This window comes from Peribacillus sp. NPDC058075, from assembly GCF_042885195.1.
Lineage (GTDB): Bacteria > Bacillota > Bacilli > Bacillales > DSM-1321 > Peribacillus.
In genome coordinates, this window is sequence record NZ_JBHVSL010000001.1 from 868,614 (window position 1) to 890,978 (window position 22,365).

Here is a 22,365-nt window from a genome sequence, read left to right on the forward strand (position 1 = left end):
TTAATTTTTATAAAATGTCAGAGCGTAAGGCTACGTAATTCGCCTGGAAAAAAACAGGGCTGAGATATCGCAGGCGTAGATTTGAGTGAAAATAAAGAAAACTCAAAATGGAAAATTCGAAAATCAGAACAATGATAAGAGACGGCCAGGAATTGAAGGAAGGCACGAAAGGCTGTTTCTTGTCGGCCTTATCCCAATGGTGAACATCGGTATGTTCTTCAATGGTTAGCTGCTGTGAATGATGGTGGAACTGTATGGGCAGCGTCCAAAGGAGCAGGATGATGGCAGACATGTGAATAAAGAATTTCATATGAAGCAACCACCCCTTTCCCAAGAATATATTCATCATAACATGCTTTTAATCTGGGATATAGAAAAATGTTCTGAAAAAATACTGAAAATTCCTTTTAATTAGAAAAATTTTGAATTACCCTCTATAATGGGATTAGTGATAAAAAGGGGGCAATTAGTATGGGATATTCTTTGACGTGGGATTTGGATATCTTTTTTAAAGGAGGAAGCTCTTCTAAGGAGCTCCTGATTTTTTTAGATGAAATGAACGAAGAGGTAAAAGAATTGGACCGGGTTGTAAGCAATATCAATCCAGAAGGAAATGATGAAAGCAGTTTAATCCAGGCATTGGATCTTTATAAAAATACAAATATGAAATCCAAGCAGGCCAGTGCATTCATTGGATGCCTGGAAGCTCAAAATGCACAGGATAAAAAGGCTGGTCAGCTGCGGATCAAACAAATGAAGATAGTCGCTTCACTAAAAATGGTGTTAAGCAAGCTGGATGAAAAGTTGATACAGCTTGATGATGCATTTTTTAAAAAAATCCTCGAAAAAGAACCATTGAATGAATTGAAATTCGTATTGGATGAACGTCGGGAAAAGGCAAAGGAAAAGCTTTCCGTAAAGGAAGAATCATTAATCACCCAATTGGCCATGGATGGTTTCGAAGGATGGAGCCAAATGTATGATACGATCGTCGGTTCAATGGCGATCCCTTATAAGGGTGAAATGCTTTCTGTAGGCCAAGCGGCGAATAAATTTTCTGATCCTGATGAAGGGGCCCGGAAAGAATTATTTACCGCGTGGGAACAGGCTTGGGAGGAAAAGAGTGACCTTTTTGCCCGTACACTGAACCACTTGGCCGGATTCCGTCTCAGTGTGAATGAAAAAAGAGGCTGGGATGATATTTTGAAAGAGCCTCTTGAAATAGGGAGGATGAAAAAAGAAACCCTCGAAAGCATGTGGAATGTCATTGCCGATCATAAGGAGCCGCTTGTGAGGTTTTTAAAAAGGAAAGCGGAGTTATTGGATTTGGATAAATTAAGTTGGGCAGATTTGGATGCACCGCTTGCTGTTACAGCACAGTCCAAAGTAATGGATTATCAAGAAGGTGCAGACTTCATCATACAGCAGTTCTCGAAGTTCGGTTCTCAATTAGCAAGCTTCACCCAAAAAGCTTTTGAAGACAGCTGGATTGAAGCGGAGGACAGACCAGGTAAGAGACCAGGCGGTTTTTGCACCGGCTTCCCATTAAATAAGCAGTCTAGGATTTTCATGACGTATTCGGGCACCCCATCCAATGTATCGACATTGGCTCATGAATTGGGACATGCATTCCATTCTTATGCAATGAGGGATATTCATCCATTGAATCGGTCATATGCCATGAATGTTGCTGAAACCGCCTCTACCTTTGCTGAAATGGTCGTAGCGGATGCGGCTGTGAAGGAAGCGGCTAGTGAGGAAGAAAAGCTTGTGCTTTTAGAAGATAAAATTCAGCGTTCGGTGGCATTACTCATGAATATCCATGCCCGATACTTATTCGAGACAAGGTTTTATGACGAGAGGAAACAAGGGTATGTCAGAGCTGAACGGTTGAATGAACTGATGGTCGATGCACAAAAAGAAGCTTATGGCGATGCGTTAAGTGATTATAATCCAACGTTCTGGGCTTCAAAGCTCCATTTCTATATTACAGGTGTACCATTTTATAATTTCCCGTACACTTTCGGTTACTTATTCTCATTAGGCATATATGCGAATGCCTTGAAGGAACCTGCAGGATTCGAAGAAAAATATATCGCTCTATTAAAGGATACCGGTTCCATGAAGGTCGAGGATCTGGCGGAGAAACATTTAGGCGTCAATTTGAAGACCCGGGATTTTTGGGAAGAAGCGGTCAATGCCTGTATGGAGGATGTTGAAGAATTCATGCGTTTGACCGACCCCTTAGTTCGAAAAGCATAACATGGGTTTTAGGCTGAATATGAACGAAAAAAAGCGGATGTCCGGTTTAGGACATCCGTTTTCTTATTTAAACTTTCCTCAGTTTAAATGGACTGACCATAAGTAATGATAATATAATCATGAGTGATAAGAAAAAGACCGGATGGAAATACGGGATGGCGAGATAACTTAAAGTTGCGATGCAGCCCGCAACCGTAATTGGCACTCCTGTAAAATATCCATTGCTTTCACTTATATTGAAGCGGGCAAGACGAAATGCGCCACATCCAATATAGAAAACGGTGAAGAGTGTGCCGGGTGCTCCGAATTCTATTAATATTCCTTGGTATAATAATAGAGCTGGTGCGACGCCAAAAGATATGATGTCACACATGGAATCAAGCTGTTTTCCCAATTCCGATTCAATGTTGAACTTCCGAGCAACCATACCGTCAAAGCGATCTGCAAGGGCAGCCAGGAAGATTAAAAGCAGGCTTAAATTCAATTGGCCGTGCATCACGGCAATTATTGCAAATCCACCAAGGGATAAATTCATTAAAGTAAGTATATTTGCTGTTTGTGCTTTCACTTTTTTAATGGTTTGATCGAGGGCGTGTAATAAAAACATTTTTTCACTCCTTTCAAATGAAACAAATTAAAACAAAATATAGTAAACATAAGTATTTATTATATAATAATATTTTACTTAACACAATTTATGCAAGTGATTTTTAGAATAATTTTACAATTTGGAGTGGTTTTATTTGTTTCAGTCGTTATATCGCATTCTTATTGAACTGACGAATGGTCAGTATTCATCAGGATTATTAAAGCATTTTAGCCAATCACGTTGGAGCAGGCCCTTAATTTTACTGTATGTAAAAACATTCAACCTTAATCAGCAAGAATTTGGTAAGGAGTTAAAAGCTTATACCAATCTTCACGAGCTATTTACAAGGCAGTTAAAGGCGGACGCCAGGCCAATTACGGCAGTTTCTTCTGCGGTGGCTTGTCCTGTAGACGGTGTTCTCGAGGATTCAGGGGAGATACGGGCTGATAAAAAGATCGTCGTTAAGGGAAAGGTATATTCAATGGAGGAAATGCTTGGGGATGAGCTTATTTTGGAAAAGTACTTAGGCGGCAAATATCTCGTGTTATACTTAAGCCCGAGTCATTACCATAGGATCCATGCACCAATCAAGGGTTCCGTAGTCAAACGCTGGACCCTTGGAAGGAAATCGTACCCCGTCAATAAATGGGGGATGAAATATGGAAAAGAGCCTTTATCAAAAAATTATCGGACAGTGACTGAACTGCAAAATGAAGCGGGAAGTTTGGCGATGGTGAAAGTCGGGGCCATGTTCATAAATTCGATCGTCATTACAGATGAATCGGATGAATTGGAAAAAGGGCAGGAATTTTCTTATTTCAGCTTTGGGTCAACAGTGGTGCTTCTTTTTGAAAAAGGCAGATTTGAACTTGAAGGAAACATATCCATTCCCGCAGATGTCCGTGTAGGTGAAACGATCGGTTTCATGAGGGCCGTCTAACTTCAATTGAAAATAAGAGGCTGACATTTGATGTCAGCCTATGTATTCCATATTAAAATATTGATCGGATTTTATGCGTTAGGGATCTTCGATGAATTTCCGTTTCTATGAGGCGGATGAAATCGGTACTCAACTTTAAATTTTGTGCTTTAAAATAGGATTCAAGCAACAGGTCATCAGATAGTTTTTGCATCAGAACGCCACTTACGGCTGCTCACCTCCAGTAGGGATTGCGAGGAATAATTTTGTGTTTACCTGCATATATTGATAAGTCTTCCTTGATGTACCCCTACTGTATCAGAAATAAACGTGGAGAACAATCGTTCTGTTATCCACAGTTGAAAGTGGATAACCTGTGGTTAAGTTGTTTACAAGGTGAACGAAATGGTGCACATCAGTATGGAAAATGTTAGTAAAGTTATCCACAGGTTGAACAAATGAAATTTTTGTCGAAATCTTTTATGAATAATTAGTTCTTTGGTTCTGGTCTGCCTGCAAATTTCCCATTATTTAATAAAAAATGCCTTTCCATATCTGAAAACATCCATTATGATGTTTCTTTACCGTCAGCCCTTCTTTCCTAATTTTTTTTGAAAGTGAGCTAAAAATTCGATATGATGGAAACGGTAAATTTTAATGAAAATATAGAGGTGTCAATATGCTTAAATTATTTTTGCCGAGTGAACATGTTAAAAGCATTTTTAATATAGATCCTCAAGAATTGAAAAAAAGAGGGATCAAGGGAGTCATTACCGATTTGGATAATACTCTCGTTGAATGGGACAGGCCAACTGCCACCCCCGATTTAATCAAATGGTTCGACAATTTGCGGGATCATGGGATTTTAGTGACGATCGTGTCCAATAATAATGAAAATCGGGTTCGAGCTTTTTCCGATCCGCTTCACATTCCGTTTATCTTCCAGGCCAGAAAACCGATGGTAAGAGCTTTCAATAAAGCCCGTAAGTCAATGGGATTGAAATTGGAAGAAACGGTGGTAATCGGCGATCAGTTATTGACGGATGTATTGGGAGGGAACAGAGGCGGGTTTCATACGATCTTAGTGCTTCCTGTAGCGCAAACCGACGAATTCAGAACAAGGATCAATCGTTATTTTGAAAGAAAGATCATGGCGTTTTTTAAACGAAAAGGAATGATAGAATGGGAGGATCACAATTGAACAATCATCAAGAATTAGTGTGCATCGGCTGCGGTGTTAAGGTCCAGACTGAAGATCCGAAGGAGTTGGGCTATGCCCCTAAATCAGCCCTGGAAAAAGAGATGATCGTCTGTCAGCGCTGCTTTAAATTGAAACATTATAACGAAGTTCAGGATGTATCCTTAACAGACGATGACTTCTTGAAAATCTTGAATAAAGTAGGCGAAACCGACTCTTTAATCGTCAAAATCGTCGATATTTTTGATTTCAATGGAAGCTGGCTGCCTGGCCTTCATCGATTTGTAGGAAGAAATGATGTTCTTCTGATCGGAAATAAGGTCGATTTATTGCCTAAATCCGTCAAAACGAACAAGTTGATCAATTGGATGAAGCAATCGTCCAAGGAATTGGGTCTTAACCCGGTTGATGTCCTGCTTGTCAGTGCGGAAAAGGGAAAGTACATACTGGAAGCGGCTGATGCGATTGAGCGGTACCGCAAAGGTAAAGATGTCTACGTGGTGGGCTGTACGAATGTAGGTAAATCCACTTTCATCAACCGGCTTATAAAAGAATTGAGCGGTGAAGGCGATATCATCACGACTTCCCACTTCCCTGGGACTACCTTGGATATGATTGAAATTCCTTTGGATGATGAACAGGCATTGATCGATACACCAGGAATCATTAATCATCATCAAATGGCTCACTATGTGGACAAACGGGACTTCAAGGTGATTATGCCGAAAAAGGAAATCAAGCCGAGAGTTTACCAACTGAATGAAGGACAGACGCTATTTTTCGGAGGGTTGGCCCGACTGGACTATGTCTCAGGCGGAAGGCGTTCCCTGACTTGCTACCTTTCCAATGAATTGAATATTCATCGTACGAAGCTGGAAAATGCCGATGAATTGTATAAAAACCATGCCGGGGAGTTATTGACGCCCCCGCGGCCAGAACAAATCGAGGAGTTTCCGAAGCTGATTCCACATGAATTCTCCTTGAAAGATGGTAAAATGGATATTGTGTTTTCCGGTCTTGGCTGGGTGACGGTCAATGAGCCAGGAGCGAAAATCGTTGCACATGTTCCAAAGGGCGTCAATGTGATCGTTCGCAAATCATTAATCTAAATATAGGGGTCGTCTAGTCTATGAAAAAGATATATGGGGTAATGGGAGATCCAATTGCACATTCGATGTCACCCGACATTCATAATGATGCATTTGAAAAAGAAAATATAGAAGCGGTTTATCATCATTTTCATGTGACACCTGAGCGTTTGAACGATGCCGTAAAAGGCATGAAAGCCCTTGGTATAGAAGGGTTTAACATCACGATTCCTCATAAGACTTCAATCATCCCTTTCCTTGATGAAGTGGATGAACTGGCCCTTGCAATCGGGGCTGTAAATACGGTTGTTAACAAAAATGGTCGGTTTATAGGGTATAATACAGACGGAAAAGGATTTTTCAAATCTTTATGCGATGAAATATCAGGTGACATCAAGGCTAAAAAAACGTTAGTGATCGGAGCGGGCGGTGCTGCGCGTGCGATTTATTTTACCCTCGTGAAAGAAGGGGTAAAGCAAGTTGATATTGCAAACCGGACAAAGGAAAGGGCGGCCCAGCTTGTTTCTGATTGCCCATATGATAAAGTATCGAAGGCACTCTCGATTATCGAAGCGGAAGAAAGCTTATCACAATATGATTTAATCATCCAAACGACTTCTTCTGGAATGAGTCCTGAATTGGATCATTCACCGTTAAAGGTCGACCAGCTTAAAACCGGTGCCATTGTCAGTGATATCATTTATAACCCTCTGCAAACCAAACTGCTGCGTGAAGCGGGGGAAAAAGGGGCGGAAACGCAAAATGGACTGGGGATGTTCATCAACCAGGCCGCGCTCGCTTTTGAGATATGGACAGGCATTATGCCGGATACAGCAAGAATGACAGATATTGTCTTGAACAAACTAGGAGGTAACACATGTTAACAGGTAAACAAAAAAGATTTTTACGATCAAAGGCCCACCACCTCAATCCAATTTTTCAAGTTGGTAAAGGCGGCGTCAATGATAATCTCATCAAGCAAATTGGTGAGGCGCTTGAAGTACGTGAATTAATCAAGGTCAGCATCCTGCAAAACTGTGAAGAGGACCGCGATGATGTGGGACTTTCTTTATCAAAGGGTGCACGGGCGGAATTGGTTCAGATTATCGGCAATACAATTGTGCTTTATAAAGAATCAAAAGAAAACAAACAACTTAAATTACCTTAAGGAACCTATCTATGAAAAAAATTGGAATTCTTGGCGGTACATTCAATCCTCCGCATATTGGGCATTTGATTATAGCGAATGAAGTGCTTGATGCCCTTGAGCTAGATGAAATCAGGTTCATGCCAAATCACGTTCCTCCACATAAGGAAAAATCGGAGGAAGTAACCGATATGGACAGGCTGGCTATGTTGGAAAACGCGATAGCCGGAAACCCATCTTTTTATATTGAGGGTATTGAAATAGAAAGAAAAGGCACATCTTATACGTATGACACAATAAAATTGCTGAAAGAGCTTGAGCCAACTAATGAGTTCTATTTCATAATTGGCGCAGACATGATTGAGTACTTACCGAATTGGCACCGTATCGACGAGCTGGTGCATATGGTGAATTTCGTCGGGGTGAAGCGCCCTGGATATAATGAAAAGACCGTATACCCAATCACGATGGTGAAAGTCCCACAGATGTTCATTTCGTCCTCCATGATAAGAAGGAAGTTAAGAACGGGGAAAACCGTGAAATATTTAATAGCAGATCCAGTGGTGAAGTATATTAAAGGGAATGGTTTATATGAATCGTGAGAAAGCATTGGCGCTGGTCAAAGAACAAATCACTGAGCGCAGGTACATTCATACCTTGGGTGTGGTCGAGTCAGCGATTGAACTTGCTGAACGGTATGGTGCCGACGCAAAAAAAGCGGAACTGGCAGCCATTTTCCACGATTATGCAAAGTTCCGTCCAAAAGAGGAAATGGAGCAAATAATAATCGCTGAAAAAATGGACCCGGCGTTACTTGAATACAATATGGAGCTATGGCACGCGCCTGTCGGGGCTTATTTGGTGAAAAAGGAAGCCGGCATTCAGGACGCTGAAATCTTGGATGCGATTGCCTATCACACGTCTGGCAGGGTTGGCATGAGCCTTTTGGATAAAGTCGTATACCTTGCCGACTATATTGAGCCGGGACGTTCTTTTCCCGGTGTCGAAGAAGTCAGGCAGACGGCAAAGCAAAACTTGGATCATGCTGTCATCCAGGCTTTAAGGAATACAGTTGTTTTTTTAATGAAAAGAAATCAGGCAATTTACCCTGACACATTTAAGACATATAATGATTTGATCATGAATTTGAAGGAGAAGATGTAATGACTGAACGTGAACTTCTTGTAATTGCAGCAAAAGCGGCGGATGATAAAAGAGCGGAGGATATCGTGGCATTGAACATGCAAGGTATTTCCCTTGTAGCGGATTACTTTTTGATCTGCCACGGTAATTCTGAAAAACAAGTACAAGCAATAGCTCGTGAAATGAAGAGCAAGGCTGATGAATCAGGAATCAATGTAAAACGTCTTGAAGGTTTTGACGAGGCGAAATGGGTGCTTGTGGATCTTGGCGATGTAGTGGCCCATATTTTCCATAAAGATGAAAGAAACTACTATAACCTTGAACGTTTATGGGGAGATGCACCCTTTGAAGATCTAGAGAGTGAACTGACTACATGACTTATGAACGCTTTGCCTATGTATACGATGAATTGATGAAGGACGCACCTTATGAAAAATGGCTGATGGTCCTTACGGCGAAGCTGGAACAGTATGGAATTGGCGGGAGGAAAGTCCTGGATTTAGCGTGTGGAACCGGGGAAATGACCGTTGAATTGGCGCAACACGGATTCGAAGTCACCGGCGTGGACTTATCTGATGAAATGCTTCTTGTTGCCAATGAAAAGGCGGTTAAGCTTGGATTATCAATTCCGCTTTTTCAGCAGAATATGGCAGAACTCGAGGGACTTGGCCAATTTGATTGTGTCACGATTTTTTGTGATTCGCTGAACTACCTTCGCGATGAGGAGGATATAGTCAAGACGTTCAGCCGGGTTCATGAGCATTTGAAGGATGGCGGATTATTCTTGTTTGATATCCACTCTATTTATAAAATGGAAGAAATCTTTCGCGATAATACGTTTGCTGTCAACGGCGAAGAAGTATCCTATATATGGGACTGCTTTCCAGGTGTTGAACCTTACAGTGTTGAGCATGATTTAAGTTTTTTCGTAAGGGACGATGAAAGCGGACTGTATGACCGTTTTGATGAGTTGCATTATCAACGGACCTATCCGGTTGAACAATATAAAAAGTGGTTGGAGCAAGCAGGTTTTACGGTTTCTGAAATTTTGGCGGATCTTGAAGAAGCACCGCTCGTAACGGAAACCGAAAGAATCTTGTTTGTAGCCAGTAAATAATAAAGAGGTCAAGAATCCCCGTTCGTACAACATCCTGTACGAGTGGAGGTCTGACCTCTTATTTTTTTTATTTTAAGAAGGAAATGAGATATAAATTACGAATATTAATAAGGATGGCCAAACTGCTTTTCAACTTCATCTAGGTCCTCTGCAAACTTTTCATGTGTTGCTTGAAAAAGATGATGGAACATTTCCCCTGTTTCAGCTTCTAAAACCTTGATTCCCTCACCCGTTATTCCACCCTTTACACAAACCTTTTCCTGCAAGGTCGGCAATGTATAAACCCCTTTTCCAAGCAGTTCCCCTAAGCCAACCAACATATTCTCAGTCAAAGTCGTAGCCGTTTCTTTATCTATCTTCGTCGTTTGGCAGGCCGCGTCAATAAAAGCTTGTGCTAAATAGCTGAAGAAGGCAGGACCACAGCTGACGATATCGGAAGCTACCCGGGTGATATCATTTTCAATGATGACAGGTGCCGATATGGCGGAGGCCAAATCATATAGAGCTGATACTTTCTCCTTGCTGCAGCTCTTGCTGAAACTCAGTAAAGATACCCCTGAACCGACACGGTTCGTTATGCTCGGTATAAAACGGGCACAGGGGGCATTCACTGCCGATTCAAGCTGGGAGACTGAAAGCGGGCTTGTGATGGAAATGACCAGCTGATCCCTTTTTATATGATGTTTGATGCCTTGTAATAGGCTGTTTATTTGTAATGGTTTTACACAGAGAAAGATAAAGTCGGCTTGTTGGACGATTTCGGCTGCGCTTTCGGCAACCTTGATGCCAGGGTGTTTTTCTTTCAGCACCAATGCTTTGGAAATCGTTCGATTTGTAATGACTAGATCTGCCGGCTTCAATATTTTTGCCTCCAGCCATGCCTCAATTAAAATGGTCCCCATATTTCCGGTTCCGATAACACCAATTTTCTTCAATCCGATCAACTCCTCTCACTTAAAGCGATTGATTCTCCTAAAAACACTATGTATTTTTAATCTGTCCTATGACAATGTATCGTGCGAAATCCAACAAGGAGGCAAAGAAATGGATGAAATTTTAAAAAGGAAAATGACGAAGATTACCGTTGCGGTGGCATTTGTTGCAGCAGGCATTTACTTTTTTTTGCAACAAGGGGAGAATCCGGCGGATACGGAAGATATATTTTCCATTTCTGAAAAAGAGGCTGAAATCGAAAAAAGTGAAAATGAAACGGCTGCCGAACCTTTGATCATTAAAGTAGACGTAAAAGGAGCGGTCAGGTCCCCAGGCATTTTTACTGCACAGGCGGGTGACCGGGTAATTGATTTAATTTCGGCTGCAGGCAGTTTTACGGACAAGGCCGATAAAAATAAAGTGAATTTTGCCCAAATCGTCGAAGACCAAATGGTCATTTATGTTCCAGAAATAGGTGAAGAAGTCATGGGGAACTTGGAGAATATACAAGTCGGTTCGTCTGGTGATGCCTCCACTAAGGGGGCGTCAGGAGGACTGGTGAACTTGAATACAGCTACACAGGAAGATTTGGAAACCTTGACGGGAATTGGACCATCCAAAGCGAATGCGATCCTGGAATACAGGGAAACGGTAGGGAAATTCAAGGAGGTCGATGAATTGAAGAAGGTAACGGGAATCGGCGATAAAACGTTTGAAAGGTTACGGGATTCCATTTCGGTGAAATGAATGATTGAATAGGCTACACAAATGGACAGGAAGAGGGTAAAATTGAAGAAAATCATTCTAGTCGTAAGGGGATACAACATGAACAGAATTAGTTGGGATCAATATTTCATGGCGCAAAGCCATTTATTAGCCTTAAGAAGCACATGTACACGCCTCACTGTAGGGGCGACCATCGTCAGGGACAACAGAATCATTGCGGGGGGATATAATGGGTCCATTGCTGGAGGGACGCACTGTATTGATGATGGCTGTTATGTAATTGATAATCATTGTGTCAGAACGATACATGCAGAAATGAATGCACTTTTACAATGTGCGAAATTTGGGGTGCCTACTGATGGGGCAGAAATATATGTGACGCATTTCCCGTGTCTTCAATGCTGTAAATCACTCATCCAAGCTGGCATAAAGGCTGTTTATTATGCGGAAGATTACAAAAATCATCCATATGCCCTGGAATTATTTAAACAGGCTGGCGTCAAGACCGAGAAGGTTGAAGCAAAAGGGGCCATCGATGTTAATGGAAAACAAAAAAAGGACTTTGTATTCTCGTTGTTAGCTCAACTTGAACGAACAGGCCTGGAAAAAGAAGTTGTATCGGAGCTCGAAAAGCAGGCCAATCAGATTTTTGAAAATTAAATAGGTCCGGGGGGCAGGCATGGCTCGACACCTTATCTTATTAGCCGTTTCGGCCACATTTGGTGTTACGGCCCATTCTTTTATAAATGTAAGGCTGCTGATCATCATCCTTATTTTTCTCTGTTTCCTTTATTTTTCTTTGGGATTAAGTGTGAAGGCCCTTAGTTTTCATTTGGTGATCATGGGGATGTTTTTAGGGGCCGCCTCCTTCAGCGATCACCGCAACGAAACTGCCTATCATGGAACGGAAAGCCAATTTATCATTACATTTACGAATCAACCGAATATAGATGGAAATTCTTTAAAAGGACTCGTTGCCAGTGAGAAAGGCGAACGGTTAGTGCTCCGTTATAAAATCACCACTGAACTGGAACAGAAAAAGCTGGGTCAGTTTCTGCGAATCGGTTTATCATGTCCGGCCGAAGGGACATTGCAAATTCCCGACAAAAACAGAAATGAAAACAGTTTCGATTATCAGCGTTATCTTTTGCGTCAAGGCATCCATTGGATATTCAAAGCTGATTCCATTTCATTTGAAGAATGCAAAAAGGCTGGAAACTCGATTCCGGTTTCAATTCGTAATTGGCGCCTAAAGGGGATTACGTATATTAGAGAACACTTTCCGGAAGAATCGAGCGGTTTTGTCACAGCCCTCATATTCGGCGACCAGACATATATAGATGAAGGCGCGCTTACTAATTATCAGCGGCTCGGACTGGTTCATTTACTGGCTATTTCCGGTCTTCATGTCAGTTTTTTAATGGGGCTGTTATTTTACTCCGGCATCAGGATCGGGATTACACGGGAAAGAATGATGATGGCCATCTTAATCTTCCTTCCGGTTTACATGTTACTTTCAGGTGCCAGTCCATCAGTCGTGAGATCCTGTTTAATGGCTATGCTTTTCTTTCTACTCTTGCTATTCAAGAAGCGGATTTCGGCGGGTGCCGCAATCGGATCGGCTTATATGGCACTTTTGTTTTTTCGGCCTAATATGCTCTATGATATAGGTTTTCAGCTTTCATTCGCGGTCACGTTCTCCATTATCATGTCTTCAAGCATAGTCTTGCAATACCCGAAGAAAACAACGCAGCTATTCATCGTCAGTTCCATCTGCCAATTGGCAGCCCTTCCGATTTTGCTTTTTCACTTTTTTGAAGCATCCATTCTTGGCGTGTTTCTGAACGTATTGTATGTTCCGCTTTATTCCATCATATTACTGCCATTTTCGCTGATTTCCCTCTTCATTCATATAGTCCTGCCTCCCTTGGGGCAACCCCTCATCTCATTATTGAATTTTACCTTCATACTCTGCAATAAAGCTGCGGATGGTGCATCGTATTTGCCGCTGGCCTCCATTCCGTTTGGAAAACCACCTTTCATCATGATGCTATTACTTGTTATTTCGCTTTTAGGATTATACCTGACTTGGGAAGTATCCTTTGAAAAAAGTAAAGTCTGGTGCGGAATAATCATTGTCCTTTTAATTTTGCAATATAACTTACAAAGGTTCTCGCCTTTTGGTGAAGTACAAATCATCGACGTTGGGCAAGGTGATTCTATTTTAATTATCCTGCCTTTCAACCGCGGTAACTATTTGATTGACACGGGTGGGCAAATTACATTTCCAATCGACACGTGGGCAGAAAAGCGAAAGAAGTTCAACACCGCGGATGATATCATTATTCCATTATTGAAAAGCAAGGGGATCCACCAATTGGACAAACTGATTTTCACCCATCCGGACACAGATCATATGGGAAGTGCAAAAGAATTAATAGAAAATTTTAAAGTTGGAGAGATCATCATTGGAGGCTGGAGTGAAGAGCAATACAGGAATATGGATTTTGTGACTGTGGCAAGAGATAAAAAAATGAAAATGACTGTCCTGAAAAGGGGGGACCATTGGGTGGCGGGCGGTGCGCCGTTTGCTGTGCTAAGTCCATATGGGAAAGAAGAAAATAAGAATGATTCATCCATAGTTCTATTCACGGTGCTTGGGGGGGTGTCATGGTTATTGACCGGCGATATGGGAGAAGACGGGGAAAGTGAACTTTTGAGAACATTTCCGGAGTTGCAGGCGGATATCTTGAAGGTCGGTCACCATGGCAGCAAAACTTCTTCCTCCAGACCCTTTCTTGAACAGCTGCGGCCGAAAGCGGCGCTTATTTCAGTTGGAAAAGATAATGGCTACGGTCACCCTCATCGAGACGTAATTGGGAATCTGGATATAAATGGAATAAAGGTGTTCAGGACGGACGAGGATGGTTCTATTATTTACAAGTATTACAAAAGCAGTGGAACCTTTCGGAAGACTCTCCCATAGTATGTAGAAAATCAAAAAGAAAGAGACTGCAGCGGCAGCCTCCATCAGGAAAAATAAGTGCATGTAGTAAATGAAATCAGGATCCGACAGCTTTAATGACGACAGCTATGGTGAACATGGCAGCGAAAAATACAAAAGAACCGATGAAACCTATAGCGGAATCAGCGACGTCATCTGTCTTTGATTGAACATTCTTTTCGAATTCGTTCATTGTTTACCCCTCCTATTTCTGCTAATAGTATAAAACATTACCAAAAAAAAATCTACAGGCTTCATTCCTTCATTTCCTTTACTGACAAGAGTTGTCACAAATAGTTTGGGTTTTTGAGGTCAAAATAACAGTACAAACAAAGCAAGCGAAATAGAAAAGCTCAATTTTTGTTCTACATGAATACTCTACCCGCTTTCAAGTGAGATTACCCGGGCCTTTCTTGAAAGTGTTCATATAGATCCGGAATTAGCCCTTTTAAAGGGCTAGTTCCCTTTATAGCTTGTCAAATGGTCCATCCACCTATACCATTAGAGAAGAATACATAGTAAAGAGGCGGATTCTATTGGTATTAGACGTTTGGAAAAGTATAAAAAAAGGGCAATTCGCGCCGGTATACTTGTTATATGGGTCGGAAGCCTATGTAATTAATGAAACGAAGCAGTTATTGATCGAGAATGTCCTTCACGAGGATGAGATGGATTTTAACTTTTCTCAATTTGATTTAGAAGAGACGCCTGTTGAAACTGCACTTGAAGATGTCGAAACCCTCCCGTTTATCGGGGAAAGGCGCCTTGTTTTCATGCAAAACCCATTTTTTTTGACAGCTGAAAAAACGAAATCAAGAGTTGAACATAATGTGAAAAGACTGGAAGCATATTTGGCTGACCCGGTTCCTTATTCAATTGTCGTATTGACCGCACCTTATGAGAAACTGGATGAACGGAAAAAAATCACCAAGGAACTGAAGCGTAAGGCGGTTCTCGTTGAAGCAAAGAAGCTTGGTGATCATGAGTTAAAAGGGTGGGTGAAGGAGAGGGTCGAAGCTTCTTCAGTCCAAATAGATGAGCAGGCTACAGAGCTTTTACTTGAACTTGCTGGAACGAATCTGATGATGCTTACGAATGAATTGGATAAAATGGTGCTTTATGTAGAAGCTGATAAACACATTACGGTCGAGGTAGTGGAAAAGCTGGTTGCTAAATCCCTTGAACAGAATATCTTCACGCTTGTTGATCATGTGTTACAGCGAAAGATGGAGAGTGCGATGACGATACTGCACGATCTTCTCAGGCAGAATGAAGAGCCGATCAAAATCTTGAGCGTCATGGCAGGTCAGGTCAGGCTCATGTATCAAGTGAAGGAGCTTTCCCGCCAGGGCTATAGCCAGCAAAAAATTGCAGGTCAGCTGAAGGTGCACCCTTATAGGGTAAAGCTGGCACTTGAAAAGACGGGGAGATTCCAGGAACGCGAGCTGTTGAGCATCATCAACGACTTAGCGGAAGCGGATTATAAAATGAAGACCGGCCAAGCCGATAAGGCAATCACACTTGAGCTGTTGCTTTTAAAAATAAGATGATAAAAAGGTGGCAGATATCCTGTCACCTTTTTTATGCAAAAAACGGCACAAAAAAAACGATCCGGTTGGATCGTTTTATTTTTGTCATTATGCGTTAAGAGCGTTAAGTCTTTTCGCTAAACGAGATTTTTTACGGGCTGCCGCATTTTTATGGATTAATCCTTTAGATGCAGCTTTGTCTAATTTCACAGCAGCTGTTAAAAGAGCTTCTTTAGCAGCTTCAACGTTGTCACCAGCTAATGCAACTTCAGCGTTTTTCACTGTAGTACGCATAGTTGATCTAACAGTAATGTTATGAACGCGTTTTTTGTCGTTGATTTTTACACGTTTAATAGCAGATTTAATGTTTGGCATTCCGTTCACCTCCTACAAAGAAATCGAGATTATATGAACTCGACTTTTCAAATCCATATCAAATAGCACAAGTGATATTCTATCAGACTGCTCATAAATATGCAATACTTCAGATTGAGAATCGAAAAGGAATTATAATTTCGGGAATAAATTCATCTCGTCATTACTCATTGTACCAAAAAAATGAATAATAAAAAAGCAAAACCGACAGAATGTTTAAGAGAGACTATTGAAAATACTAGATTAGATTCAATTCAAACATCGGGAGGCCGTTATGGAAAATAATTTGGACCTTAGTGAATACGGAATTCGTACAGATTTGGCGATTGAAGCAAAGGAAATTGCCCTTGAACATAAAGGTGTTATAGAGGAAGTGGATGTATCCCGTATTGAAGGGGTCATTATTAAGGAAAAAGAAGTGGATGATCTGAAAGTATCCTTAGTCGAGGTCACGGCTGAGGGTGAAAAAGAAATCGGGAAGAAGCAGGGCAGCTATTTGACCATCGAAGTGCAGGGGATCCGCCAGCAGGATACGGATACGCAGCAACGGGTGGAAAAGGTGTTCGCCAACGAACTGGCTTCCTTTTTGAAGCGGAATAAAATCACCAAAGAAAGCAGCTGTTTGGTTGTCGGTCTTGGTAATTGGAATGTGACTCCCGATGCTCTTGGGCCCGCAGTCGTTGAGAACCTTGTGGTCACAAGACATTTGTTTGAATTGCAGCCGGAGTCCGTCAAGGAAGGCTATCGGCCTGTCAGTGCGATTTCCCCCGGGGTGATGGGGATTACGGGAATCGAGACGAGTGACATCATAAAAGGAGTCATTGAAAAAAGTAAGCCTGATTTCTTGATCGTCGTTGACGCATTGGCTGCACGTTCGATCGAACGAGTGAATTCGACGATTCAAATAACGGATACAGGCATCCATCCTGGGTCTGGTGTTGGGAATAAACGAAAAGAATTGAGCCAGGCTACACTGGGAGTTCCTGTTATAGCGATTGGTATACCTACCGTCGTGGATGCCGTATCAATTGCCAGCGATACGATCGATTATATTTTGAAGCACTTTGGCAAGGAACTGAATGAAGGGGACAGACCATCACGTTCGTTGGCGCCCGCTGGATTCAGTTTTGGAAAGCGCACAAAGCTGACCGAAGAGGATATGCCAGGTGAAAAGGAGCGCCAAACCTTCTTGGGAATGATAGGTGTCCTCCCTGATGAAGAGAAACGGAAATTGATTTATGAGGTACTGTCACCGCTTGGTCAAAATTTAATGGTTACACCGAAAGAAGTCGATGTTTTCATTGAGGATATGGCCAATTTAATAGCCAATGGGTTAAATGCAGCCTTGCATCATTCAATAAACCAAGATAATACCGGCTACTATACACGTTAAATCATTTTTAGTGCCCAAAAATGGTGTTCTACCCTTTCTAGCAAAGTCATAGGTATTAATAGACAAGCTATAGAGAGGGTGGAAGGATGAAAAGAAGAAATTCCCCAGGAATCATAACAGCCGTTCACGGATCAACAATAATAAAAACTTTTCTAGGTATTCTCGCCTTGCTTCTTTTTGTTTTTTCAGTCAGTGGGGTCATGACTTCCCTAAGACCGGAGTATCGGATATCTTCTAATTCCGTACATACTGTAGCCAACCAATTCTCGGGAAAAATGCTGTTCTCGATGCTGGCCAATGAAAACCACTATCTTTTTAATGCCCTGCCGGAAGGTAAGCAGGAATCGATGATCACGAATCAATTGATAAAAGTTTCTACCAACATTTCGCTGGAGGACCCGCGAAGCTTACTTGGCAGGGAACTTCCTGGCTTTTCGATTTTTGATAATGAGATCCTCGTTGCCGGGGAAGGAACGAATTATACGAATATGCCGTATGAATCCTCGCCGCCAGTTGATGTCCTGAATGAAGAAAGGGATGCATCCCTGCAAAACCTGGATGAGATTGTAGAACCGGAAACAGGAGTGGCCGATCAGCCGAAACAAACGACAAATGGCCGGAAAGTGGTCGAAATATACCATAGCCATAACCGGGAGTCATATCTTCCATATTTAAAAGGGGTGACTAACCCGGATCTAGCCTATCATTCGAAAATCAATATTACCAAACTCGGGGAACGGATGGTTGAAGATATGGCTGCTAAGGGGATCGGCTCCTCGCTCGATAAAACGGATATAATGGGAAATCTGAATAATAAAGGATTGAATTATGCCAAATCCTATCAAGAATCACGAAAATCCATCCAGACGGCATTGGCCAATAACAAAGATTTAGAATATATCATTGATATTCATCGTGATTCTAAACGAAAAAAACATACGACCATTAACATTAACGGTAAAGAGTATGCCAAGATTGCCTTCGTGGTTGGGGGCAATAACCCGAACTACGAAAAAAATGCAGCGCTTGCCAATAAGCTTCATAAAGCTTTGGAGAAAAAATACCCTGGCATTTCACGAGGGGTTATGAAACAAGGCGGAGCGGGACATAATGGAGTATACAATCAGGATTTGTCAGGAAATGCCATGCTTATTGAAATTGGCGGTGTTGATAATACTTTCGAGGAAATGTACTTGACCGTTGATGCCTTTACCGATGTTTTCAGTGAATTTTACTGGGATGCCAAAGCTGTGGATAACCCGACCGGGGATTCGGAAGCGCGGTAATTTGAAAGGGGTTCTCTTATCATGTTTCGATTTTGGTTGAAATGCACAGGGATTGTACTCATATTATTTTTAGGTGTTCTAATCGGGATGCAGCAAGCGAACGACGGGATGAAAAAAATGAAGGGGTATGAAGATCCCTCTTTGAATAGTGCATTCATTATTAACCAATCGGACCAAGGGGAGATGGAAGCGGATATCCTTGGCGAAAAAGTAACGAGTCATGATTTGGAGACGAAAAAAGAAAAGCTGGAAGAAATGAAGGCTTTCAACTTTTTCTCATCGATCGGCAAGACGCTTGGAGAGACCATATCAGGTGCCTTTCAAGCACTTATTGATATGATTTAGGTATGAAATATGCTGTGTAACCTGCCAAAAGGCTGCATCCGAATCAGGAATGCAGCCTTTTTTTATCCATTGCTCTGCAATGATGCTTCTTTTGTAACTATTCTGTTGAATCTTGCATTTTCTATTGATATAATAAAAAATAGTGTATTGTGTCGACAAGTGGGAGTGAACGTCATGAATAGAGAAGAAAAATTAAAAAGACAATCAAAAATTCGTAACTTTTCCATCATCGCTCATATTGATCATGGTAAATCTACATTGGCGGATCGGATCATTGAAAAAACGAACGCCATGACTCAGCGTGAAATGAAGAGTCAGCTGTTGGATTCCATGGATTTAGAGCGTGAGCGTGGAATTACGATTAAATTGAATGCGATTCAATTGAAATATAACGCGAAAGATGGAGAAGAATATATCTTCCATCTTATTGATACACCAGGACATGTCGATTTTACGTATGAAGTGTCACGAAGCCTTGCAGCTTGTGAAGGAGCTGTCCTTGTTGTCGATGCGGCACAGGGTATTGAGGCCCAAACGCTTGCAAACGTTTATTTAGCATTGGACAACAACCTGGAAATCATTCCGGTCATCAATAAAATTGATTTGCCGAGTGCAGATCCGGAACGGGTGCGTGGAGAAATCGAGGAAGTGATCGGGTTGGATGCTTCCGATGCAGTCTTGGCTTCGGCTAAAGCGGGAATCGGAATCGAGGAGATTCTGGAACAGGTCGTTGAATTGGTTCCAGCTCCGCAAGGTGATCCGGATGCTCCTTTCAAGGCGCTTATTTTCGATTCACTGTTTGATGCGTACCGCGGAGTAGTTGCCTATATCCGTGTTGTTGAGGGTTCCGTTAAAGTCGGCGACAAAATCAAAATGATGTCCACTGGCAAGGAATTCGATGTTACCGAATTGGGTGTCTTCAACCCTAAGACCCAGCTGTTGGATGAACTGAACGTCGGTGATGTAGGTTTCCTTACGGCATCCATTAAAAATGTTGGTGATACGACTGTTGGTGATACGATTACAAGTGCCGTGAATAGTGCGACAGAACCTTTGCCGGGTTACCGGAAGATGAATCCGATGGTATATTGCGGTTTATACCCAATTGACGCATCGAAATTCAATGATTTACGTGATGCGTTGGAGAAATTGGAATTGAACGATTCAGCGCTGCAGTTCGAGGCGGAATCCTCGCAAGCATTGGGCTTCGGTTTCCGTTGCGGATTCCTTGGACTTCTTCATATGGAAATTATCCAAGAGCGGATTGAACGAGAATTCAAAATCGATCTAATCACCACAGCCCCGAGTGTTATTTATGATGTGGTCCAAACGGATGGAACGGTCCTGAAAGTGGATAACCCGTCTAATATGCCTGATGCTCAAAAGATCGAACGGGTCGAGGAGCCATATGTCAAAGCGACGATGATGGCACCTACGGAGTTTGTCGGGACGATCATGGAAATTTGTCAAAATAAACGCGGAAACTTCATTGATATGGAATATATCGATGAGGCCCGTGTTAGCATTCATTACGAAATACCATTATCGGAAATCGTGTATGATTTCTTCGATCAATTGAAATCCAATACAAGAGGCTATGCTTCATTCGATTACGAGCTGATCGGCTATAAACCGTCCAAGCTTGTGAAAATGGATATCTTGCTGAATGCTGAAACTGTCGATGCTTTAAGTTTCATCGTTCATAAGGACTTTGCTTATGAGCGCGGAAAAGTCATCGTTGAAAAATTGAAGAAATTGATTCCAAGACAACAATTTGAAGTGCCGATCCAAGCAGCGATCGGGCAAAAAATCATCGCCCGTTCTTCAATTAGTGCAATGCGCAAAAACGTTTTGGCTAAATGTTACGGCGGCGATATTTCCCGTAAACGTAAGTTGCTCGAAAAACAGAAAGAAGGTAAAAAGCGGATGAAACAGGTAGGTTCCGTTGAAGTTCCGCAAGAAGCTTTCATGGCTGTTTTGAAAATGGATGATACGACACCAAAGAAATAAATAAAATAAACGATAGATAGTAAAAAGAGGGTAGAGGAAATCTAGCCTCTTTTTCTATCGACTCATTCGATTAAAAGGTTGTGAATACAATGATTAAAAGCGCCTACCTCCATATACCATTTTGTGAACATATTTGTCACTATTGTGATTTCAATAAAGTATTTTTGCAGGGACAGCCGGTCGACGAATATTTACAGATGATGAAAAGGGAAATGGTGATGCAGCTTTCCAAATATCCGACTGCAGGTTTGGATACGGTTTTTGTCGGTGGAGGGACACCGACCTCTCTGGATGAAAAGCAACTTGCATTCTTATGTGAAGCGATCAATGAAACCTTGCCCTTTGATCCTAAAAAGGCTGAATATACATTCGAAGCTAATCCAGGGGATCTTTCCAGGGAAAAACTGGAGATACTTTATGATTCTGGAGTCAATAGACTCAGCTTTGGAGTGCAAAGCTTCAATGATGAATTGTTAAAACGAATCGGCCGGACTCACCGGGCTCTAGAAGTTTATGAAACGATTCATTTGGCTCAAGAGGTGGGCTTTACGAATATCAGCATCGACTTGATATATGGATTGCCGGGCCAAACGATGGAAGATTTCAAGGATACGCTGGATAAAGCGATTGCCCTTCAATTGCCGCACTATTCCAGCTACTCATTGATCGTTGAGCCGAAGACGGTTTTTTATAATCAGATGAGAAGGGGTAAATTGAACCTGCCGCCGCAGGAGCTCGAGGCTTCGATGTATGAGAGGCTAATGGAAGAGATGGAGAAGCATGGTCTGCATCAATATGAAATCAGTAATTTTGCCAGAGCTGGGTTTGAAAGCAGGCACAACCTGACCTATTGGGATAATGTGGAGTATTATGGGATTGGTGCCGGAGCACATGGCTATACGGGAGGTAAAAGGGTGGCCAATCATGGTCCTGTGAAGAAATATATCACGCCATTGCTTGCGAACGAGCTGCCTGTATTGGAAGAACACCCAGTACCGCTTCATGAACAGATGGAAGAGGAGATGTTTTTGGGGCTCCGGAAAACGAAAGGTGTATCATTGGAAATCTTCAAGAATAAATTTTTTGTTGAAATGACGGAGATTTTCAGGAAACCGCTCGAAGAAGGGTCGGCAAAGGGTCTGCTTAAGGTGGAAGGCGGGTTCGTGCGCTTGACTGAGCGGGGCAAACTGCTTGGAAATGAAGTGTTCCAATCATTTTTGGGCGTTATTGATTCCGACTGAAGGAAACTCAAGTTATTTTAACGGTGAATTAGCGGTTTTCATTGTTGACATCATAAGCTT

General features: G+C 41.9%; 25 protein-coding genes. 19 read left to right on the plus strand and 6 right to left on the minus strand.

Annotated elements, in window-relative coordinates:
• Nucleotides 1-7: 7 nt before the first annotated feature.
• Nucleotides 8-310: a hypothetical protein gene (locus tag ACFVS1_RS04375; protein ID WP_387545268.1), complete on the minus strand. Its 303-nt coding sequence runs from the start codon at nucleotides 308-310 to the stop codon at nucleotides 8-10.
• 161 nt (nucleotides 311-471) lie between these two features.
• On the opposite strand from ACFVS1_RS04375, the gene ACFVS1_RS04380 reads away from it, so the two are divergent.
• Nucleotides 472-2,262, plus strand: coding sequence for a M3 family oligoendopeptidase (locus ACFVS1_RS04380; protein WP_387545270.1), 1,791 nt, complete (start codon nucleotides 472-474; stop codon nucleotides 2,260-2,262).
• A 67-nt stretch (nucleotides 2,263-2,329) separates the two neighbouring features.
• Here the strand turns inward: ACFVS1_RS04380 and pssA are convergent, their stop codons facing one another.
• Entirely contained in the window at nucleotides 2,330-2,869 is a 540-nt protein-coding gene (gene pssA / locus ACFVS1_RS04385) for a CDP-diacylglycerol--serine O-phosphatidyltransferase (protein ID WP_241589861.1), read from the minus strand.
• 136 nt (nucleotides 2,870-3,005) lie between these two features.
• On the opposite strand from pssA, the gene ACFVS1_RS04390 reads away from it, so the two are divergent.
• Nucleotides 3,006-3,791, plus strand: coding sequence for a phosphatidylserine decarboxylase (locus ACFVS1_RS04390; RefSeq protein ID WP_387545273.1), 786 nt, complete (start codon nucleotides 3,006-3,008; stop codon nucleotides 3,789-3,791).
• Nucleotides 3,792-3,843: 52 nt separating this feature from the next.
• Here the strand turns inward: ACFVS1_RS04390 and ACFVS1_RS04395 are convergent, their stop codons facing one another.
• Nucleotides 3,844-3,984, minus strand: a complete 141-nt coding sequence (locus ACFVS1_RS04395) for a sporulation histidine kinase inhibitor Sda (RefSeq protein WP_034311351.1) — start codon at nucleotides 3,982-3,984, stop codon at nucleotides 3,844-3,846.
• Nucleotides 3,985-4,449: 465 nt separating this feature from the next.
• Between ACFVS1_RS04395 and ACFVS1_RS04400 the strand changes: the two genes are divergently transcribed.
• From ACFVS1_RS04400 to ACFVS1_RS04435, 8 genes are read left to right on the plus strand one after another with little or no spacing between them, the layout of a single operon-like run.
• Nucleotides 4,450-4,971: a YqeG family HAD IIIA-type phosphatase gene (locus ACFVS1_RS04400; RefSeq protein ID WP_101222627.1), complete on the plus strand. Its 522-nt coding sequence runs from the start codon at nucleotides 4,450-4,452 to the stop codon at nucleotides 4,969-4,971.
• Nucleotides 4,968-6,077 (plus strand): ribosome biogenesis GTPase YqeH, encoded by a 1,110-nt coding sequence (gene yqeH / locus ACFVS1_RS04405; RefSeq protein ID WP_387545276.1) that lies wholly within the window; start codon nucleotides 4,968-4,970, stop codon nucleotides 6,075-6,077. Before ACFVS1_RS04400 ends, yqeH begins: the two co-directional genes overlap by 4 nt.
• A gap of 20 nt (nucleotides 6,078-6,097) precedes the next feature.
• Nucleotides 6,098-6,940, plus strand: coding sequence for a shikimate dehydrogenase (aroE, locus tag ACFVS1_RS04410; protein WP_350299527.1), 843 nt, complete (start codon nucleotides 6,098-6,100; stop codon nucleotides 6,938-6,940).
• Entirely contained in the window at nucleotides 6,934-7,224 is a 291-nt protein-coding gene (yhbY, locus tag ACFVS1_RS04415; RefSeq protein ID WP_076365174.1) for a ribosome assembly RNA-binding protein YhbY, read from the plus strand. Before aroE ends, yhbY begins: the two co-directional genes overlap by 7 nt.
• An 11-nt stretch (nucleotides 7,225-7,235) precedes the next feature.
• Nucleotides 7,236-7,805, plus strand: a complete 570-nt coding sequence (locus tag ACFVS1_RS04420) for a nicotinate-nucleotide adenylyltransferase (protein ID WP_098369749.1) — start codon at nucleotides 7,236-7,238, stop codon at nucleotides 7,803-7,805.
• Nucleotides 7,795-8,367 carry a bis(5'-nucleosyl)-tetraphosphatase (symmetrical) YqeK gene (gene yqeK, locus ACFVS1_RS04425; protein ID WP_352919772.1) on the plus strand — a complete coding sequence of 191 codons (573 nt, stop codon included), beginning with the start codon at nucleotides 7,795-7,797 and terminating at the stop codon, nucleotides 8,365-8,367. Before ACFVS1_RS04420 ends, yqeK begins: the two co-directional genes overlap by 11 nt.
• On the plus strand, nucleotides 8,367-8,723 hold the full coding sequence (rsfS, locus tag ACFVS1_RS04430) for a ribosome silencing factor (protein ID WP_101222622.1): 357 nt from the start codon (nucleotides 8,367-8,369) through the stop codon (nucleotides 8,721-8,723). The genes yqeK and rsfS overlap by 1 nt, the downstream gene beginning before the upstream one ends.
• The gene (locus ACFVS1_RS04435) at nucleotides 8,720-9,463 is read left to right on the plus strand and encodes a class I SAM-dependent DNA methyltransferase (RefSeq protein ID WP_352919775.1); all 744 of its coding nucleotides are present in this window, start codon (nucleotides 8,720-8,722) and stop codon (nucleotides 9,461-9,463) included. Before rsfS ends, ACFVS1_RS04435 begins: the two co-directional genes overlap by 4 nt.
• A 104-nt stretch (nucleotides 9,464-9,567) precedes the next feature.
• Here the strand turns inward: ACFVS1_RS04435 and comER are convergent, their stop codons facing one another.
• On the minus strand, nucleotides 9,568-10,398 hold the full coding sequence (gene comER / locus ACFVS1_RS04440; protein WP_387545281.1) for a late competence protein ComER: 831 nt from the start codon (nucleotides 10,396-10,398) through the stop codon (nucleotides 9,568-9,570).
• Nucleotides 10,399-10,507: 109 nt separating this feature from the next.
• Here comER and ACFVS1_RS04445 point away from each other — a divergent pair, with 109 nt between their 5' ends.
• The 3 genes from ACFVS1_RS04445 to ACFVS1_RS04455 all read left to right on the plus strand — a co-directional run bounded on the left by ACFVS1_RS04445 (nucleotide 10,508) and on the right by ACFVS1_RS04455 (nucleotide 14,108).
• On the plus strand, nucleotides 10,508-11,143 hold the full coding sequence (locus ACFVS1_RS04445) for a helix-hairpin-helix domain-containing protein (protein ID WP_387545283.1): 636 nt from the start codon (nucleotides 10,508-10,510) through the stop codon (nucleotides 11,141-11,143).
• A gap of 78 nt (nucleotides 11,144-11,221) precedes the next feature.
• Nucleotides 11,222-11,782, plus strand: coding sequence for a ComE operon protein 2 (locus ACFVS1_RS04450; RefSeq protein ID WP_387545286.1), 561 nt, complete (start codon nucleotides 11,222-11,224; stop codon nucleotides 11,780-11,782).
• A 19-nt stretch (nucleotides 11,783-11,801) separates the two neighbouring features.
• On the plus strand, nucleotides 11,802-14,108 hold the full coding sequence (locus tag ACFVS1_RS04455) for a DNA internalization-related competence protein ComEC/Rec2 (RefSeq protein WP_387545288.1): 2,307 nt from the start codon (nucleotides 11,802-11,804) through the stop codon (nucleotides 14,106-14,108).
• Nucleotides 14,109-14,184: 76 nt separating this feature from the next.
• On the opposite strand, the gene ACFVS1_RS04460 is transcribed toward ACFVS1_RS04455, so the two are convergent.
• Nucleotides 14,185-14,319: a YqzM family protein gene (locus ACFVS1_RS04460; protein ID WP_034308559.1), complete on the minus strand. Its 135-nt coding sequence runs from the start codon at nucleotides 14,317-14,319 to the stop codon at nucleotides 14,185-14,187.
• Between the two features lie 343 nt (nucleotides 14,320-14,662).
• Here ACFVS1_RS04460 and holA point away from each other — a divergent pair, with 343 nt between their 5' ends.
• The gene (holA, locus tag ACFVS1_RS04465; protein ID WP_387545291.1) at nucleotides 14,663-15,676 is read left to right on the plus strand and encodes a DNA polymerase III subunit delta; all 1,014 of its coding nucleotides are present in this window, start codon (nucleotides 14,663-14,665) and stop codon (nucleotides 15,674-15,676) included.
• Nucleotides 15,677-15,763: 87 nt separating this feature from the next.
• Here holA and rpsT read toward each other — a convergent pair whose 3' ends face one another.
• Nucleotides 15,764-16,030: a 30S ribosomal protein S20 gene (gene rpsT, locus ACFVS1_RS04470; protein WP_387545294.1), complete on the minus strand. Its 267-nt coding sequence runs from the start codon at nucleotides 16,028-16,030 to the stop codon at nucleotides 15,764-15,766.
• A gap of 274 nt (nucleotides 16,031-16,304) precedes the next feature.
• Here rpsT and gpr point away from each other — a divergent pair, with 274 nt between their 5' ends.
• The 5 genes from gpr (at nucleotide 16,305) to hemW (ending at nucleotide 22,305) form a co-directional block, all read left to right on the plus strand.
• Nucleotides 16,305-17,423 (plus strand): GPR endopeptidase, encoded by a 1,119-nt coding sequence (gpr, locus tag ACFVS1_RS04475; protein ID WP_387545297.1) that lies wholly within the window; start codon nucleotides 16,305-16,307, stop codon nucleotides 17,421-17,423.
• An 86-nt stretch (nucleotides 17,424-17,509) separates the two neighbouring features.
• Nucleotides 17,510-18,709 carry a stage II sporulation protein P gene (spoIIP, locus tag ACFVS1_RS04480; RefSeq protein WP_352919793.1) on the plus strand — a complete coding sequence of 400 codons (1,200 nt, stop codon included), beginning with the start codon at nucleotides 17,510-17,512 and terminating at the stop codon, nucleotides 18,707-18,709.
• A 21-nt stretch (nucleotides 18,710-18,730) separates the two neighbouring features.
• Nucleotides 18,731-19,054 (plus strand): YqxA family protein, encoded by a 324-nt coding sequence (locus tag ACFVS1_RS04485; RefSeq protein WP_387545300.1) that lies wholly within the window; start codon nucleotides 18,731-18,733, stop codon nucleotides 19,052-19,054.
• Nucleotides 19,055-19,228: 174 nt separating this feature from the next.
• Nucleotides 19,229-21,064 carry a translation elongation factor 4 gene (gene lepA / locus ACFVS1_RS04490; RefSeq protein ID WP_387545303.1) on the plus strand — a complete coding sequence of 612 codons (1,836 nt, stop codon included), beginning with the start codon at nucleotides 19,229-19,231 and terminating at the stop codon, nucleotides 21,062-21,064.
• Nucleotides 21,065-21,153: 89 nt separating this feature from the next.
• Nucleotides 21,154-22,305 carry a radical SAM family heme chaperone HemW gene (gene hemW / locus ACFVS1_RS04495; protein WP_352919799.1) on the plus strand — a complete coding sequence of 384 codons (1,152 nt, stop codon included), beginning with the start codon at nucleotides 21,154-21,156 and terminating at the stop codon, nucleotides 22,303-22,305.
• Nucleotides 22,306-22,365: the final 60 nt, after the last annotated feature.